The following is a 15,916-nucleotide window of genomic DNA, read 5'->3' as shown; positions in this document are numbered from 1 at the left end:
AGAGGTTTTGGAGCAAACTCATGGCGGAAACAATTAGCCCCCGTTATTCACGCATTTTATTAAAACTATCTGGTGAGGCATTGTCAGGTAACAAAGATATGGGTATTGATGCCCAAGTTCTTGATCAAATGTCCCTTTCAATTGCTCACTTAGTTGGTTTGGGCGTGCAAGTGGGTATCGTTGTTGGTGGCGGTAACTTGTATCGTGGTAGCCAGTTGCAAAAAGATGGCTTGGTTGGCCGTGTTACTGGCGATCAAATGGGGATGCTTGCAACTGTAATGAACGGTTTGGCTATGCGTGATGCATTGGTTCGCCGTAATATCAGAACTCGTCTTATGTCTGCATTGCCAATTGGTACGGTGGTAGAATCTTATTCAAGTCGTGATGCGATTCGTCATTTGAGTCAGGGTGAAGTTTGTGTTTTTGTTGCTGGTACAGGAAATCCATTCTTTACAACTGATACAGCAGCATGCTTACGCGGAATTGAAATTGAAGCGAATTTAATTCTAAAAGCAACTAAAGTAGATGGCGTATATAATAAAGATCCAAGTAAATACGAAGATGCAGTTAAATACGATCATTTAACTTTTGATCAGGTATTAGACGAAAAGCTTGGTGTTATGGATTTGACAGCTATTTGTTTGTGTCGTGACCATAATGTGCCGCTACAAGTTTTTGATATGAATAAATCAGGTGCGCTATTGTCAGTGGTAATGGGCGAAAAAGAAGGTACACGCGTTACTAAATAATGTACGTGTTGTTGAAAGCTCTTTATACTAGCGCTAAATTAAATTTGTTAAATACATTCTTGAATAAATAAGTAAGGTAGATCATATGATTAACGATCTGAAAAAAGACAGCGAACAGCGTATGTTAAAAACTCTTGATTCTTTGGAACAAGGGTTTGCTAAAGTTCGTACCGGCCGTGCACACCCATCAATTTTAAATGGTGTGATGGTTCCTTACTACGGTTCTGATGTGCCTTTAAATCAAGTAGCAAACGTAGGTATTGAAGATTCTCGTACCCTTGTTGTTCAACCATTTGAACGTACTATGGTATCTGCTATTGATAAGGCAATCCGTGAAAGCGATCTTGGTTTAAACCCGATTACGGCAGATTCAATTCGTGTCCCTTTACCTGCATTAACTGAAGAAACACGTCGTGATATGCAAAAAGTTGCACGTAGTGAAGCTGAAAATGCAAAAGTTGCGATTCGTAATATTCGCCGTGATGTGTTAGGTGATATTAAAGCGCTATTGAAAGAAAAAGAAATTTCTGAAGATGATGAGCGTCGTGCAGGTGAGGATATTCAGAAAATTACAGACAAATATGTTGCAGAAGTAGACAAACGTCTTGCAGCGAAAGAAGCAGAATTGATGAAGGTCTAAATTTTATGACCGATTCAGAAGAGTATCATCTTCCTAAGCATGTTGCCATCATCATGGATGGCAACAACCGCTTTGCAAAAAAAAATCAAATGCAAAAAGGCGATGGACATCGAGAAGGTAAAAATGTTCTTGATCCTATCGTTGAACATTGTAAAAAAACGGGTATTCGTGCTTTAACGGTTTTTGCATTTTCAAGCGAAAATTGGAATCGACCACAATTTGAAGTCGATCTGCTTATGAAGCTTCTTGAAGAAACTATTCATGAGCAAATACCTCGCATGAAGAAATTCAATATTGCTTTGCGTTTTATCGGTGATCGTTCTCGATTACCTCCACACTTAGTTGCCTTAATGGAAGATGCAGAGCAACAGACAGCACATCATGACACTATGACCTTAACTATTGCCGTGAGCTATGGTGGGATGTGGGATATTGCAAATGCAGCAAAACAAGTTGCTGAAGCAGTTTCTCGTGGTGAATTTGGTGCTGATCAAATAAATGTTGATTTGTTCGAAAAATATGTCAGTCTAAACGATCTGCCAGCTGTGGACTTATTGATCCGTACAGGCGGAGATTATCGCATATCTAACTTTTTGTTATGGCAAGCAGCGTATGCGGAGCTGTATTTTACTGATACTTTATGGCCAGAATTTACAGTACAAGAATTCGATCATGCATTGAATGTTTTTTCAGGGCGTGAGCGTCGTTTTGGCAAAACATCTGAACAAATTCAGCAAGAGAAAATAGAGAACTTATAATGTTAGAGCGGATTGTTACCGCATTGGTACTTGTTGCAGTTGTTTTAGGCTGTATGTTTGCTACGCAATCACATTATCCAATGTTGGTTCTTATGATTGTAGCAGCAGGGGTTGCGGGGTATGAATGGTATAAATTAATGCCTCGTGAAACTGTAAATGCTGTAAAGCCTAAAGCTTGGTGCTACGGTCTGCTTGTTGCATTCGTTTCAGGTGTTGCCTTATTTTTCCATGATATTGCATTATTGTTGTGGTCTGCTTCAATTTTGACTTGGCTTGTAAGCGTTTATTGGGTCAAATCTTTTCCTGAATTTGATGGTTGGTATAACGCGACTTTGTATGTAATTGGCATAATTTTAGTCTGTGCTGCAGTAACTTCAATTTTTGTCGTGTGGCAAAGTTCACCATGGTGGTTAATGTATCTGTTCTTGCTCGTGTGGGGTGCAGATAGTGGTGCTTATTTTGTTGGACGTAAATTTGGTAAAAGAAAGTTAGCGCCAACCGTAAGTCCGAACAAATCAGTAGAAGGATTATATGGTGGTATTATCACTACTATATTGGTTATGTTGGTTGTGCAATATAATTATTTAAATTTAACTCTAATCCAGCAAATTCTATTTCTTATATTGTCACTCATTACAGTATTTGGTTCAGTTTTGGGTGATTTATTTGAGTCAATGATTAAACGACGTGCTGGTATTAAAGATTCTGGACGTGTGCTACCTGGTCATGGTGGTGTCTTGGATCGTATTGATTCTTTACTTGCTGCAGCCCCGATTTTTGCAACGGGAATGTATATATTAAAACTTATTGGTGTAGATTTATAAATGACACAATCTGTTTGCATATTGGGCGTAACCGGTTCCATTGGGCAAAGTACCTTAAAAATTTTAAATCAACATCCTGATAAGTATTCAGTATTTGCAGTTTCGGCTCATAGTCGGATTTCTGAATTGGTTGATATATGTAAACAATTTCAACCAAAAGTTGTAGTTGTTCCAAAGCAAAAAGTTGACGAATTAGCAGTTTTATTTGTAAAGAATGAATTACAAGATATTGAAATTTTGACTGATCAGGAAGGGCTAGTAAGTATCGCATCTCATCCAGATGTTGATGTAGTTATGGCTGCAATTGTTGGAGCAGCTGGTTTATTACCAACATTAGCGGCTGTAAAAGCTGGTAAACGCGTATTGCTTGCTAATAAAGAAGCTTTGGTCATGTCTGGTGAAATCATGATGCAAGCAGCACGTGATCATCAGGCATTATTATTACCGGTAGATTCAGAACACAACGCTATTTTTCAATCATTACCTCATAATTATTTAGAGGCTGAAAGAAATGGACAACCGCAACAGGGTGTATCAAGAATCTTATTGACCGCTTCAGGTGGACCATTTTTAAACCATTCGTTAGAACAATTAGAAAAAGTTACTCCTGCACAGGCTTGTAAGCATCCCAACTGGTCTATGGGGCAGAAAATCTCAGTTGACTCAGCTACTCTTATGAATAAAGGGTTAGAGTTGATCGAGGCATGTCATTTGTTTTCAATATCTGAACATTTTGTTACAGTTGTTGTTCATCCACAAAGTATTATTCATTCTATGGTGCAATATGTTGATGGTTCAACATTGGCGCAAATGGGTAATCCAGACATGTGTACACCGATTGCCCATGCCTTAGCATGGCCAGAACGTTTACAGACTAGTGTTCCTGCTTTAGATTTATTTGAGTATTCTCAGCTTAATTTTCAAGCACCGGATATCCAGAAATTTCCTGCACTTGACTTGGCGCGTCAGGCAATGCGTGCAGGAGGGTTGGCACCAACTATTTTAAATGCTGCAAATGAGATTGCTGTTGCTGCATTTTTAAAGGAACAGATTGGATTTACAAATATCCCACAAGTGGTAGAGCATACTTTGCAAAAATTGGAAAACTCAGTTGCTAATAATATCGAGTCTATTTTAAATAAAGATGAAGTAGCAAGACATGTAGCACAGCAGTATATATCAAGTATAGGAGGCTGAAATGAGCGCATTATTTATGATTGCAGCAGCAGCTCTCTTGCTCGGTCCACTAATTGCAATTCATGAGTTCGGTCATTATTGGGTGGCACGAAAACTTGGTGTTAAGGTTCTAGTTTATTCTATTGGTTTTGGTCCGACATTACTCAAATGGACATCAAAAAAATCTGGAATTAAATATCAACTTTCAGCTTTACCTTTAGGCGGTTACGTAAAAATGCTCGATGAGCGAGAAGGTAATGTTGCAGAGCAAGATTTACCTTATGCGTTTAACCGTCAAAAACCATGGAAACGTATAGCAATTGTTGCGGCCGGACCTTTAATTAATTTGATTTTTGCTGTTTTACTTTTCTGGATTCTATTTTTACCAGCACAAGAACAACTAAATACGAGAGTAGGTAAAGTTATACCAAACTCGCCAGCAGCAACTGCCCAACTGCAAGTAGGTGACAAGATTATTGCTGTAGACGGAAAGGAAACGCAAACTTGGGAAAAACTTAACTTTGCTTTGATTGACCGTGTGGGTGAAACTGGTAGCCTAAATCTTGATGTAGATCGTGCAGGCGCTGAAAAAAATATTGTTTTGCCGATTAAAGACTTTTTAAAAAATCAGAATGAATCAGCTTTAGATGTATTAGGCTTTTTACCATATCGTCCTGTCATTCCAGCTGTTGTAACTGAGTTGACTGCAGATGGAGCAGCAATTCGACAAGGAATGAAAGTCGGTGATCGTATTGTATCTATTAATGGTCAAGCGATGAAAGACTGGTTTGATGTGGTAGAAGTTGTACAACACTCACCAGAAAAATTGCTCAGTATTGATGTGTTGCGTAATGGTCAACTCGTTCATTTGCAAGTCATGCCTCAAGGAAAGCGTGACAACATGGGGCAAGTGAGCGGGGTTTTAGGCGTAAAAAGCGATGCAGGAAAAATTACAATTCCTGACGAATATAAGCAAACAATTCAATATACTCCAATACAAGCTTTCGAGATGTCGTTAGATAAGACTGGTCAAATCTCTAGCATGATATTGAGTTCGATAGTAAAAATGGTTAAGGGTTTAATTGGCTTAGAGAATCTTTCTGGACCAATTACAATCGCGAAAGTGGCAGGACAAAGTGCAGAAATGGGATGGCAGACTTTTATCTCATTTATGGCTTTAATGAGTGTAAGTCTTGGAATTTTAAATTTATTACCAATTCCAATGCTAGATGGTGGACATCTCGTTTATTACATTATTGAGGCAATTCGTGGTAAGCCTGTTTCTGAACAAATACAAATGTTTGGTCTAAAAATTGGTATGGTACTGCTCGGTAGTATGATGCTTTTAGCTTTATTTAACGATTTTATGCGTTTGTAAACGTATATGGATTTATAACTTACTGGAAAAACTGGCATGCGGCACACACATTTTTTAATGCCTTTGGCACTTGTTAGCGCTATGGCAGCGGTACAACAAGCATATGCAGCTGATGATTTCGTTGTTCGAGATATTCGTATAGATGGATTGGTCCGTCTAACTCCTGCAAATGTTTCTACCATGTTGCCAATCAACAGTGGCGATCGCGTTAATGAACCGATGATCGCAGAAGCAATTCGAACATTGTATGCCACTGGACTTTTTGACGATATTAAAGCATCAAGAGACAACGATACTTTAGTTTTTAATGTCGTAGAGCGCCCAATTATTTCAAAGCTTGAATTTAAGGGTAATAAACTTATTCCTAAAGAGGCTTTAGAGCAAGGCCTCAAAAAAATGGGCATTGCTGAAGGCGAAGTTTTTAAGAAGTCAGCTTTACAAACAATTGAAACTGAATTAGAGCAGCAATATACTCAGCAAGGCCGTTATGATGCTGACGTAACTGTTGATACGATAGCTCGTCCAAATAACCGTGTTGAACTTAAATTAAATTTTAATGAAGGTACGGCTGCTAAAGTTTTTAATATCAATATTATTGGTAACACTGTTTTTAAAGACAGCGAAATTAAACAAGCTTTCGCAGTTAAAGAAAGTGGCTGGGCTTCTGTTGTAACCCGTAACGACCGTTATGCTAGAGAGAAAATGGCAGCGAGCCTTGAAGCTTTGCGTGCCATGTATCTGAATAAAGGTTATATCAATTTTCATATCAATAACTCACAGCTTAATATTAGTGAAGATAAAAAGAATATCTTTATTGAAGTTGCTGTAGAGGAAGGTAATCAGTTCAAATTTGGTCAAACCAAGTTTTTAGGTGACGCACTTTATAAACCTGAAGAACTGCAAGCTTTAAAAATCTATAAAGACGGCGATACCTATTCTCAAGAAAAAGTAAATGCTGTTAAGCAATTGTTATTGCGTAAATATGGTAATGCTGGTTATTACTTTGCTGATGTGAACGTTGTTCCGCAAATTAATAATGAAACGGGTGTTGTTGACTTAAATTACTATGTAAACCCAGGTCAGCAAGTTACTGTACGTCGTATTAATTTTACAGGTAACAGTAAAACTGCCGATGAAGTATTGCGTCGTGAAATGCGTCAAATGGAAGGCGCTTTAGCGAGTAATGAAAAAATTGATTTATCTAAAGTACGTTTAGAGCGTACAGGATTCTTCAAAACAGTTGATATTAAACCAGCTCGTATCCCGAATTCACCGGATCAGGTGGACTTAAACGTAAATGTTGAAGAACAACACTCGGGAACTACAACCTTAGCTGTAGGTTACTCACAAAGTGGTGGTATCACATTCCAGGCAGGTTTGAGTCAAACTAACTTTATGGGAACGGGTAATCGTGTTTCGATCGATTTATCTCGCTCTGAAACTCAAGACTACTATAACTTAAGTGTTACTGACCCTTACTTCACTATTGATGGGGTAAGCCGCGGTTATAACGTTTACTATCGTAAAACAAAGCTAAATGATGACTATAACGTTAATAACTATGTTACCGATAGTTTTGGTGGTAGTTTGAGTTTTGGTTATCCAATTGATGAAAATCAAAGTTTAAGTGCTTCTTTAGGTATTGATAATACTAAAGTAACGACGGGTCCTTACGTGTCTACCTATGTTCGTGATTATTTATTAGCGAATGGTGGCAAACCAACTGGTAAGTCGACTTGGTGTCCAAGTGGTAAGAATGAGACTGATCCTAGCACACAGAAACCAATACCGGATACATGTGAAGGTGGGTTTGAAGACTATAATAGTGCTTTCGAAAGTGAATTTTTTACCTATAACTTAAACTTAGGTTGGTCATATAACACCTTAAATAGGCCAATTTTCCCAACTTCAGGTATGTCACATCGTGTTGGTCTAGAAATTGGTTTACCTGGTAGTGATGTGGACTATCAAAAGTTGACTTATGATACTCAGGCATTCTTACCAATTGGTAAATCAGGATTCGTACTTCGTGGTTATGGTAAGCTGGGTTATGGTAATGATTTACCATTCTATAAAAACTTCTATGCCGGTGGTTATGGCTCAGTTCGAGGATATGATAACAGTACACTTGGACCAAAATACGCAAGCGTAAATTTACAAGAAACCAGGCAAAATGATAGTTCACCAGAAGAAGTGGGTGGTAATGCTTTAGTACAATTTGGTACAGAGCTTGCTTTACCATTACCATTCAAAGGTGATTGGACTCGTCAAGTGCGTCCGGTTTTATTTGCTGAAGGTGGTCAAGTTTTTGATACTAAATGTGATATTAATAATACTGCCTACGGAACTAAAGGCATGAAGATTAATGGTCAGCAAATTGATGATGTTAGAAAATATTGTGAAGATAACTATGGTTTTGATTTAGGCAATATGCGTTATAGCGTAGGTGTAGGATTTACATGGATCACTATGATTGGACCATTATCTCTTAGCTATGCATTCCCGTTAAATGATAAGCCTGGTGACGAAACTAAAGAGATTCAGTTTGAAATCGGTCGTACTTTCTAAGTACGACTTGACTAAACGATCAAAGAAGGACACAAATTAAGATGAAAAAATTAAATATATTAATGTTAGGGTTAGGCCTTACAATTTCTGCTATGACGAATGCCGCTGGTTATGGGGTGATTGATCTTGCTAAAGTTGTTGAAAGTAGTACTTATTTAAAACAACAAAATGCAAGTTTAAATCAATCTGTTAAACCAACAACTACTCGCCTTGAGCAGTTGGGTAAAGAGTTAGAAGGTCTTCAGCGTCAAGCCCAAACACAAGGGCAAAAAATGAAAGAAGATGATATTAAAAAGCTTCAGGCTCAATATCAGTCAAAATTAAATGAATTTAATTCAACTCAACAAGGGTTGCAGTCTAAAGTTCAAACTAGTTTGCAAGGAATGAACTCAACTTTTGAGAGTCGTGTGAAGCAAGCTGCTGAACAATTACGAAAAGAAAATAATCTTGACTTCATTTTGAATAAAAATTCGACCGTTGCCTATGACGCTAAATATGATTTAACTGATAAAATGATACAAAAGGTTAATTCAATGAAATAAATTAATGAAAGTGCAACATTATCGTTTAGATGAACTAGCTCACCTAGTGAATGGTGAGTTAGTCGGTACGGGTAATCTTCAATTTATAAACTTAGCAAGTTTAGAAAATGCTGAACCTTCTCATATTACTTTCGTGAATGGCGAAAAGTATATTGATCAAGCAAAAGCTAGCCGTGCGGGTGCGTACATTGTTACAAACTCAATTAAAGAACAGCTTACTGATAAACAAAATTTTATTATTGTTAATAATCCTTATTTAGCTTTTGCCATCCTTACCCATGTTTTTGATAAAAAGATCACATCAATAGGTATTGAAAGTACTGCTCAAATTCATCCATCTGCAATTATTTCTGAAAATGCATATATTGGCCATTATGTTGTAATTGGTGAAAATTGTGTAGTAGGAGATAATACGATTATCCAGTCTCATACTCGTCTGGATGATAATGTGGAAATTGGAAAGGATTGTTTCATTGATTCACATGTCACCATTACGGGTGGAGCTAAATTACTTGACCGCGTTCGAGTCCATGCAAGTACCGTAATTGGTAGTGAAGGCTTTGGATTTGCTCCATATCAGGGTAAATGGCATCGTATTGCTCAATTAGGTTCAGTTATCATTGGTAATGATGTCCGCATTGGTTCAAATTGTAGTATTGATCGGGGTGCTTTAGATAATACAATTTTGGAAGATGGGGTAATTATTGATAACCTTGTGCAAATTGCACATAACGTTCATATTGGTTCAAATACTGCTATTGCTGCTAAATGTGGAATTGCGGGAAGCACTAAAATTGGCAAAAACTGTATTCTTGCAGGCGCCTGTGGTGTGTCTGGTCACCTTTCAATCACTGATAATGTGACTTTAACAGGAATGTCAATGGTCACAAAAAATATTTCTGAAGCGGGTACCTATTCTTCAGGAATTGGATTATTTGAAAATAGTCATTGGAAAAAGACGATTGTACGCTTGCGACAATTAGCAGATGTGCCATTGACCCAAATCACTAAACGACTTGATCATATACAAGCTCAAATAGAGTCTCTTGAATCAACTTTTAATTTGCGTAAATAGAATATTATGACCGAGTCAACTACACCTAAATTTGCCATCCCTGAATTACCAATGCAGATTCAAACGATTCGTCAATATTTGCCGCATCGTTACCCATTCTTATTGGTTGATCGTGTGACTGAAGTAACTGACAACAGTATTGTTGGTTATAAAAATGTTTCTATTAATGAAGAGTTCTTGCAAGGACATTTCCCAGAATATCCAATTATGCCGGGTGTCTTAATTGTAGAAGCATTAGCTCAAGTTTCAGGCGTTTTAGGTTTCATTATGAACAATGAGACACCAAAACCAGGTTCTTTATTCCTCTTTGCTGGTGCAGAAAAGGTTAGATTTAAAAAACAAGTAGTTGCGGGCGACCAACTTGTATTAAAATCTGAATTAGTAATGCAAAAACGCGGTATCTACAAATATAACTGTACGGCTACCGTTGACGGTATTGTAGCAACAACCGCTGAAATTATGATTTCACACCAAAAAACAGAGCAGGCATGAGCAATCACGATTTAATTCATTCTACGGCCATTATTGATCCATCTGCAGTGATTGCCCCAGATGTCCAGATAGGACCTTATTGTATTATTGGTCCAAATGTGACGATTGGCGCTGGTACTAAATTACACTCACATGTTGTAGTTGGTGGTTTTACCAAAATTGGTCAAAATAATGAGATTTTCCAATTTGCAAGTGTTGGTGAAGTTTGCCAAGACTTGAAATACCAAGGGGAAGAAACTTGGTTAGAGATTGGAGATCATAATTTAATTCGTGAGCATTGCAGTTTACATAGAGGAACTGTACAAGATAATGCTTTAACTAAAATAGGTAGTCATAACTTATTGATGGTTAATACGCATATTGCACATGATTGTGTTGTTGGTGATCATAATATTTTCGCAAATAATGTCGGCGTTGCTGGACACGTACATATTGGTGATCATGTCATTATTGGTGGTAATTCTGGGATTCATCAATTCTGTAAAATTGATTCTTACAGTATGGTTGGTGGAGCATCTTTAATCTTAAAAGATGTGCCGGCCTATGTTATGGCATCTGGTAATCCAGCACATGCGTTTGGTATTAATATAGAAGGTATGCGCCGAAAGGGTTGGTCTAAAAATACAATTCAAGGTCTTAGAGAAGCTTATAAATTGATTTTTAAATCAGGCCTGACTTCTGTTCAAGCGGTTGAGCAGATTAAAAATGATATCCTTCCGAATGTTCCAGAAGCTCAATTGTTAATTGACTCTGTTGAACGGTCAGAACGTGGTATTGTGCGTTAAGCCGAGATATTCAAAAAAAGACACCGCAATCTGCGGTGTCTTTTTTTCTTAAGAACTTTTATTTATTAAAAAATTTGGCTTCTTCAGATTTTGGATACTGACTTAAGATTTTAGCTTTATATTGATTTGCTGAAACAGTATTTTTATCGACATCTTTGGCAATACTGTAGAGTTGGTAAAGGGCGCGAGGAGCTTTACTAGAGTTTGGGTATTGTGTAGCCACTACGTTATAGTTCTTTTTAGCTTCATTATAATTCACTGGATCAGTAGCTAAATTAAACTCGGCTAACCAAAAGTAGGCATTCCCTGTATAGATGCTATTAGGATGATTTTTGATAAAGTTTTGCATTGGAGCAATCGCTTTTTTTGCTCCACCTTGCTTATAGGCATCTAAAGCAACAGTGTAAGCTGCTTTTTCAAGTTCTACAGGGTTTGATTGATTTTGCGTAGCAGGCGGTGAAGCTGGTTGTGTTAGTTGCGTTTGTGAGGGGGGAGTAACTTGACTTGTAGAAGCTGGAGTACTTGCTGCTTTATTATCAGTAGATGGCGCTTCTGAGCTTCCAATAGCTGTAGCATCACTATTTGCTGTATTGTCTGGCGTTGCACTTTCCGGATCTACTTTTTGATTAAGTAACTCCAAACGTTGATCTAAATCAGTATAGCGATTAGCTAAATCTTTTTTCAATTGTTCAATATCGTTGGATTGTTCTTCTAGTTGTCCACGGAGTGTGCGTATATCACTTTCTAATTGTTGATTTTTTTGCATCAATTCCCAATTTAAATTACTAGGAACTGAAGAATTACTAGATGCAGTAGAGGTTGAGCTGCCGCCACTTTGGCTTAAACCGCGCGATTCAATTGGAATATTGGCATAGAGAGAAGTAGTGTTCATTAAGGCAATAAATAATAAAGAATGCTTCATCAATCGCATGAGTATAGGTCCATAATTTTATGTAAAAGCCAACTTGAGAAGGGAATATATAAACTATTCACGCTAGCTATCTAAGGTTTTAATTAATCATTGCAATTAAAACAGCTAACAATATAAATGCAAGAATAGTTTACAATCTTCAAGCATATTTTATTCAAAATAAGTATCAAGAAAGAATATAAGATTAGAGATTCTAGAAATTTATGTATTTTTGCTGATGAATTAATCAATTGAAACATAAACTTGCTTAAAAATGAGAAGAAGACTTGCAACTCTTTTAAAAATCTCTATACTCTGTTTTGCAATGGTAGCCCCGCTGGTGGCTTCGCAATTGTACTCTGTGAACCCCGCCAGGACCGGAAGGTAGCAACGGTAGCAGATCTATGATGTGCCGAAGTTTTGCTAGTGGGGCTGCCACCATTCTTTAATCCACTTTCCGTTGGATTGCTTTCATAATTACATCTAAATCAAATCCTCTATACTGTAAAAATCTCATTTGTTTTGCTTTAAGTTTAGGATCTTTTTCTACTTCTTCACCAAACTTCTTCACTTTAAGCTGATAAGCCTGTTCTACCCAATCAATGTTATGAATTTCATCTGCAATTAAATCATTTTCGATTTGTTTTGTTTTTAAAGCTTGTTTAATACGTTTTGGGCCTTTACCTTTTCGAATTTGGCTAGCCAATGTTAGTTCTGCAACGCGTTGGTCACTTTGATAGTTTTGTTCAGATAATTCTTCAACTAGTTGCTTAACCTCTTCTGGGTTTTGTGCATAACGATTTAATTTTTCAGTAAGTTCTGCTTTTGAATAATCTCGACGAGTCAATAGCGCGAAAGCATAGGAGCGCAAACGCTGACCTGTAAGCAATGCACGTTGTTGAGAGTGTTCTTCTGATCTTTTGAACATATTAAGGTTTCCTTATAAAAAACGCCCCGAAGGGCGTTTTTAAGACTAATGAGCGATAATGATTAAGATTCTAATAGAAGATCTTCTTCTTCCTCTTCGACCTGTACAGCGCCATTAGTACCCGTAGTTAATAGTTGTTCACGGATAACTTTTTCAATCTCTTCAGCCATTTGAGGATTTTCTTCAAAGTGGCGGATAACATTGTTTTTACCTTGGCCAATTTTATTGCCTTGATATGAATACCAAGCGCCTGCTTTTTGCACGATATCTTGTTGTACAGCTAAATCCACAAGTTCGCCAAGCTGGTTTGTACCTTTACCGTATAGGATTTGGAAAATAGCTTCTTTAAAAGGAGGAGCCATTTTGTTTTTAACAACTTTAACTCGAGTTTCAGAGCCGATGATTTCATCACCTTCTTTGACCTGACCAATACGGCGGATATCTAAACGTACAGAAGCATAGAACTTCAATGCGTTACCACCAGTCGTAGTCTCAGGGCTACCAAACATTACACCAATTTTCATACGGATCTGGTTAATGAAAATAACCATACAGTTCGAGCGTTTAGCGTTACCCGTAATTTTACGTAATGCCTGACTCATTAAGCGAGCTTGTAAGCCCATGTGAGAGTCACCCATTTCGCCTTCAATTTCTGCTTTAGGAGTAAGAGCAGCAACTGAGTCGACAACGATTAAATCAATTGCACCAGAGCGAACTAGCATGTCTGCAATCTCGAGTGCTTGTTCACCGTTATCTGGTTGCGATACAAGTAGATTATCAATGTCCACGCCCAGCTTACGTGCATATTGTGGATCTAATGCGTGTTCTGCATCGATAAATGCACAAGTACCACCAGCTTTTTGACATTGTGCAATTGCTTGGAGAGTCATTGTGGTTTTACCAGAAGATTCTGGACCATAAATCTCAACGATACGACCTTTCGGTAAACCGCCAATCCCCAATGCAATATCTAAAGTCAAAGAACCTGTAGATACAGCTTCAACTGCTTGAACAGTGTTATCACCGAGACGCATCACCGTATTTTTGCCAAATTGCTTCTCAATTTGACTTAGCGCGGCTTGTAATGCTTTGCTTTTATTCTCATCCATCTCAAAAACCTCAATACTCTAAGTTCATCACGTTTAACCCAAGTGGATGCATTGAATCTCAACTTGTTTCACAGGGCTAATAGTGACAGATTTTTTCTATAGCTTCTATGTGTTGTCTGTGTGTGTGCGACACAACTCGACGTTTTTATTCATCACTATATGACCAGTGTTGATCATTGTCCTGTTTAAAGCGAGTAATCTGACGACGATCCTTTTTACTCGGTCTATTTTCAGGTCGAGCAAGATTATGCAATTTTCGTTGGGATGCAATCAACTCCCGTCTAGCAATACTTACTTCTGTTTCTTCATAAAGTTGCTGGGCAACTGGCGCTGGACCACGTGTATTCGAAAGCGCTTTTACGACAACGGTTTTTTTATCAAAACCTTGTTGAATAATAAGTTCCATTCCGACACGAATTTCTTTTGAAACTTTTACACGCTCATTATTGTGATGTACTTTACCTCCTTCGATCGCTGCTTTAGCAATTGAACGAGTTTTAAAAAAACGAGCAGCCCATAACCATTTGTCGACACGCATGGTCTCTACAGCATCGTTTTCAAGCAATTTTGACATCATTATCCTTTCTATCAATTTGATTCAATATAGACAGCAATTCTGTAAGTCGATCTAGCGCTTTATACTCTAAATCCTCATGCTTTCTTACATCCTTTAGACTTGAGGGCTGTAAGATAGTAAACAAGTGCCTGATACCAAATTTTTCAGCTGTTTTTAGTACAGGAGCTGTATCATCAATAAAAATGGTTGCGTCTGGGTCGAAAGGATGTAATTTTTGGAGCTCTTGCCAAAAATGAATATCTTCTTTTGCATAACCAATTTGCTCACTCGATACGATTACGTTAAAGAAGTGTTCAATTGCAATATTATCGAGCTTTAATCGTAAACTTGCACGGTCAGCATTTGTAACTAACCAACAACTATATCCTTGTTCTTTCAGTTCCTGCAGAAGCTCAATACAACCTGAGCGAGCTTGAATTTTTGTCTGAAACTCTTGCTGTAATTTGAGTACATCAACGCCTACAGTTTTAGTCCAATAAGCTGATGAATACCAAACAAGTGTATGCTTATGTGATTGATAAAACTGATATAGTGTTTTTTGGCTCTGGTCGAGTGGAAGTTGATGTATCTCTGCATGTCGCTTAGGAAGACATTCATTCCAGATGAAATCATCAAAAGCGAGATCTAATAAAGTTCCATCCATGTCAAACATTATGATTTTAGACATATCTAAATATCTCCAAAATCATTCAAAGCAAATTTTTTAAGACACATCTACCATATATCCTTTTTAAAATCATAAATTAAAGAAGCTGGGGATATAAAAAATTAATTTAAAACTCCGCGCACTAATTTTTTTCAAAAGTTGTTTAAATTAATGTGATGGGTAGGGAGGATAAATGATTTGAAAATTATAGCGTGTAATTTTGCAAAACAGGAAACAATAATAAATGCTTTTTAGTAGTAAACTTTTCCTGTGTTTAAAGTAAAAATAGGGTGCCAAAGTTTTGCAATTAAGAAATCTTAAAAGTCATCTATATTTATGGTTAATTTTGCTTACATAGGATACGTATTGACATACATTTTATAAATTGAAGGATACTTGTTTAAAGTTATATTTAAATTTACCCCTAATAAGAATTTAGAGAAAGCAATGAAAATTGGATTTATTGGCGGAGCCAATGACGGTATTGTAATCAATGCTGCTGATGGCCTTGATACTTATAAGCTTGAATGGCATTACAAAGCAGAAAAGCACTGTGAAACACAGCCAACATTAGGTCTTAATGGGCCTGAGTATGATTACTACAACCTATTAATACTAAGAAAAAATAAAGAGGCTAAACTCTTTTATGTACTCACTACAATGGAAAAAGATGATATCGCGAGTAAAATCCATGAGTATTGGGAGTGCTCTACATCTGTTGGCTATGATTTCGATGATTAAAAAAATATTTATTAATAA

Annotated in this window: 17 protein-coding genes and 1 other RNA gene; 13 read left to right on the top strand and 5 right to left on the bottom strand. The window is 37.2% G+C overall.

Features of this window, described 5'->3' with window-relative positions; translation table 11 throughout:
• Positions 1-20 precede the first annotated feature (20 nt).
• The 11 genes from pyrH (at position 21) to lpxA (ending at position 10,987) form a co-directional block, all read left to right on the top strand.
• Positions 21-749 (top strand): UMP kinase, encoded by a 729-nt coding sequence (gene pyrH / locus KTI79_RS01515; RefSeq protein WP_000852257.1) that lies wholly within the window; start codon positions 21-23, stop codon positions 747-749.
• An 85-nt stretch (positions 750-834) separates the two neighbouring features.
• The gene (gene frr, locus KTI79_RS01510) at positions 835-1,389 is read left to right on the top strand and encodes a ribosome recycling factor (protein WP_016140729.1); all 555 of its coding nucleotides are present in this window, start codon (positions 835-837) and stop codon (positions 1,387-1,389) included.
• A 5-nt stretch (positions 1,390-1,394) separates the two neighbouring features.
• A complete protein-coding gene (gene uppS / locus KTI79_RS01505; protein ID WP_032053964.1) occupies positions 1,395-2,147 on the top strand; it encodes a polyprenyl diphosphate synthase in 753 nt (250 codons plus the stop codon).
• Positions 2,147-2,971: a phosphatidate cytidylyltransferase gene (locus KTI79_RS01500; RefSeq protein WP_016140731.1), complete on the top strand. Its 825-nt coding sequence runs from the start codon at positions 2,147-2,149 to the stop codon at positions 2,969-2,971. Before uppS ends, KTI79_RS01500 begins: the two co-directional genes overlap by 1 nt.
• The gene (gene ispC / locus KTI79_RS01495; RefSeq protein ID WP_032053962.1) at positions 2,972-4,168 is read left to right on the top strand and encodes a 1-deoxy-D-xylulose-5-phosphate reductoisomerase; all 1,197 of its coding nucleotides are present in this window, start codon (positions 2,972-2,974) and stop codon (positions 4,166-4,168) included.
• A gap of 1 nt (position 4,169) precedes the next feature.
• On the top strand, positions 4,170-5,525 hold the full coding sequence (gene rseP / locus KTI79_RS01490; protein ID WP_032053961.1) for an RIP metalloprotease RseP: 1,356 nt from the start codon (positions 4,170-4,172) through the stop codon (positions 5,523-5,525).
• A 36-nt stretch (positions 5,526-5,561) separates the two neighbouring features.
• Positions 5,562-8,093, top strand: coding sequence for an outer membrane protein assembly factor BamA (gene bamA / locus KTI79_RS01485; protein WP_032053960.1), 2,532 nt, complete (start codon positions 5,562-5,564; stop codon positions 8,091-8,093).
• Between the two features lie 41 nt (positions 8,094-8,134).
• Positions 8,135-8,635 carry an OmpH family outer membrane protein gene (locus KTI79_RS01480; protein WP_032053959.1) on the top strand — a complete coding sequence of 167 codons (501 nt, stop codon included), beginning with the start codon at positions 8,135-8,137 and terminating at the stop codon, positions 8,633-8,635.
• Positions 8,636-8,639: 4 nt separating this feature from the next.
• The gene (gene lpxD / locus KTI79_RS01475) at positions 8,640-9,710 is read left to right on the top strand and encodes a UDP-3-O-(3-hydroxymyristoyl)glucosamine N-acyltransferase (RefSeq protein WP_032053957.1); all 1,071 of its coding nucleotides are present in this window, start codon (positions 8,640-8,642) and stop codon (positions 9,708-9,710) included.
• Between the two features lie 6 nt (positions 9,711-9,716).
• Complete coding sequence (fabZ, locus tag KTI79_RS01470) at positions 9,717-10,202, top strand: 3-hydroxyacyl-ACP dehydratase FabZ (RefSeq protein WP_002115603.1); 486 nt, start codon at positions 9,717-9,719, stop codon at positions 10,200-10,202.
• A complete protein-coding gene (gene lpxA, locus KTI79_RS01465; RefSeq protein ID WP_032053955.1) occupies positions 10,199-10,987 on the top strand; it encodes an acyl-ACP--UDP-N-acetylglucosamine O-acyltransferase in 789 nt (262 codons plus the stop codon). Before fabZ ends, lpxA begins: the two co-directional genes overlap by 4 nt.
• Positions 10,988-11,045: 58 nt before the next feature.
• On the opposite strand, the gene KTI79_RS01460 is transcribed toward lpxA, so the two are convergent.
• Positions 11,046-11,918 carry a YbgF trimerization domain-containing protein gene (locus KTI79_RS01460; protein ID WP_032053954.1) on the bottom strand — a complete coding sequence of 291 codons (873 nt, stop codon included), beginning with the start codon at positions 11,916-11,918 and terminating at the stop codon, positions 11,046-11,048.
• A gap of 314 nt (positions 11,919-12,232) precedes the next feature.
• Here KTI79_RS01460 and ffs point away from each other — a divergent pair.
• An RNA gene (gene ffs / locus KTI79_RS01455) (signal recognition particle sRNA small type) lies at positions 12,233-12,329 on the top strand.
• 13 nt (positions 12,330-12,342) lie between these two features.
• Here ffs and KTI79_RS01450 read toward each other — a convergent pair.
• The 4 genes from KTI79_RS01450 to KTI79_RS01435 form a co-directional block, all read right to left on the bottom strand.
• Positions 12,343-12,825 carry a regulatory protein RecX gene (locus KTI79_RS01450; protein ID WP_032053953.1) on the bottom strand — a complete coding sequence of 161 codons (483 nt, stop codon included), beginning with the start codon at positions 12,823-12,825 and terminating at the stop codon, positions 12,343-12,345.
• 62 nt (positions 12,826-12,887) lie between these two features.
• On the bottom strand, positions 12,888-13,934 hold the full coding sequence (gene recA / locus KTI79_RS01445) for a recombinase RecA (protein WP_032053952.1): 1,047 nt from the start codon (positions 13,932-13,934) through the stop codon (positions 12,888-12,890).
• Positions 13,935-14,079: 145 nt separating this feature from the next.
• Positions 14,080-14,508 (bottom strand): RNA-binding S4 domain-containing protein, encoded by a 429-nt coding sequence (locus KTI79_RS01440; RefSeq protein ID WP_032053951.1) that lies wholly within the window; start codon positions 14,506-14,508, stop codon positions 14,080-14,082.
• The gene (locus KTI79_RS01435) at positions 14,492-15,178 is read right to left on the bottom strand and encodes an HAD-IA family hydrolase (protein WP_032053950.1); all 687 of its coding nucleotides are present in this window, start codon (positions 15,176-15,178) and stop codon (positions 14,492-14,494) included. The genes KTI79_RS01440 and KTI79_RS01435 overlap by 17 nt, the downstream gene beginning before the upstream one ends.
• A gap of 426 nt (positions 15,179-15,604) precedes the next feature.
• Between KTI79_RS01435 and KTI79_RS01430 the strand changes: the two genes are divergently transcribed.
• The gene (locus KTI79_RS01430) at positions 15,605-15,898 is read left to right on the top strand and encodes a hypothetical protein (protein ID WP_032053949.1); all 294 of its coding nucleotides are present in this window, start codon (positions 15,605-15,607) and stop codon (positions 15,896-15,898) included.
• The last annotated feature ends 18 nt before the right edge of the window (positions 15,899-15,916 follow it).

Source organism: Acinetobacter sp. WU_MDCI_Abxd143, from assembly GCF_025514195.1.
Lineage (GTDB): Bacteria > Pseudomonadota > Gammaproteobacteria > Pseudomonadales > Moraxellaceae > Acinetobacter > Acinetobacter pittii_H.
Note: the sequence above shows the minus strand (reverse complement) of the source record. Positions and strands in the feature narration are given on the sequence as shown.

What these genes read in the sequence shown, in the direction of transcription:
- pyrH (WP_000852257.1), top strand. Translation starts at nt 21, where the DNA reads ATGGCGGAAACAATTAGCCCCCGTTATTCACGCATTTTATTAAAACTA.
- frr (WP_016140729.1), top strand. Translation starts at nt 835, where the DNA reads ATGATTAACGATCTGAAAAAAGACAGCGAACAGCGTATGTTAAAAACT.
- uppS (WP_032053964.1), top strand. Translation starts at nt 1,395, where the DNA reads ATGACCGATTCAGAAGAGTATCATCTTCCTAAGCATGTTGCCATCATC.
- KTI79_RS01500 (WP_016140731.1), top strand. Translation starts at nt 2,147, where the DNA reads ATGTTAGAGCGGATTGTTACCGCATTGGTACTTGTTGCAGTTGTTTTA.
- ispC (WP_032053962.1), top strand. Translation starts at nt 2,972, where the DNA reads ATGACACAATCTGTTTGCATATTGGGCGTAACCGGTTCCATTGGGCAA.
- rseP (WP_032053961.1), top strand. Translation starts at nt 4,170, where the DNA reads ATGAGCGCATTATTTATGATTGCAGCAGCAGCTCTCTTGCTCGGTCCA.
- bamA (WP_032053960.1), top strand. Translation starts at nt 5,562, where the DNA reads ATGCGGCACACACATTTTTTAATGCCTTTGGCACTTGTTAGCGCTATG.
- KTI79_RS01480 (WP_032053959.1), top strand. Translation starts at nt 8,135, where the DNA reads ATGAAAAAATTAAATATATTAATGTTAGGGTTAGGCCTTACAATTTCT.
- lpxD (WP_032053957.1), top strand. Translation starts at nt 8,640, where the DNA reads ATGAAAGTGCAACATTATCGTTTAGATGAACTAGCTCACCTAGTGAAT.
- fabZ (WP_002115603.1), top strand. Translation starts at nt 9,717, where the DNA reads ATGACCGAGTCAACTACACCTAAATTTGCCATCCCTGAATTACCAATG.
- lpxA (WP_032053955.1), top strand. Translation starts at nt 10,199, where the DNA reads ATGAGCAATCACGATTTAATTCATTCTACGGCCATTATTGATCCATCT.
- KTI79_RS01460 (WP_032053954.1), bottom strand. Translation starts at nt 11,918, where the DNA reads ATGCGATTGATGAAGCATTCTTTATTATTTATTGCCTTAATGAACACT.
- KTI79_RS01450 (WP_032053953.1), bottom strand. Translation starts at nt 12,825, where the DNA reads ATGTTCAAAAGATCAGAAGAACACTCTCAACAACGTGCATTGCTTACA.
- recA (WP_032053952.1), bottom strand. Translation starts at nt 13,934, where the DNA reads ATGGATGAGAATAAAAGCAAAGCATTACAAGCCGCGCTAAGTCAAATT.
- KTI79_RS01440 (WP_032053951.1), bottom strand. Translation starts at nt 14,508, where the DNA reads ATGTCAAAATTGCTTGAAAACGATGCTGTAGAGACCATGCGTGTCGAC.
- KTI79_RS01435 (WP_032053950.1), bottom strand. Translation starts at nt 15,178, where the DNA reads ATGTCTAAAATCATAATGTTTGACATGGATGGAACTTTATTAGATCTC.
- KTI79_RS01430 (WP_032053949.1), top strand. Translation starts at nt 15,605, where the DNA reads ATGAAAATTGGATTTATTGGCGGAGCCAATGACGGTATTGTAATCAAT.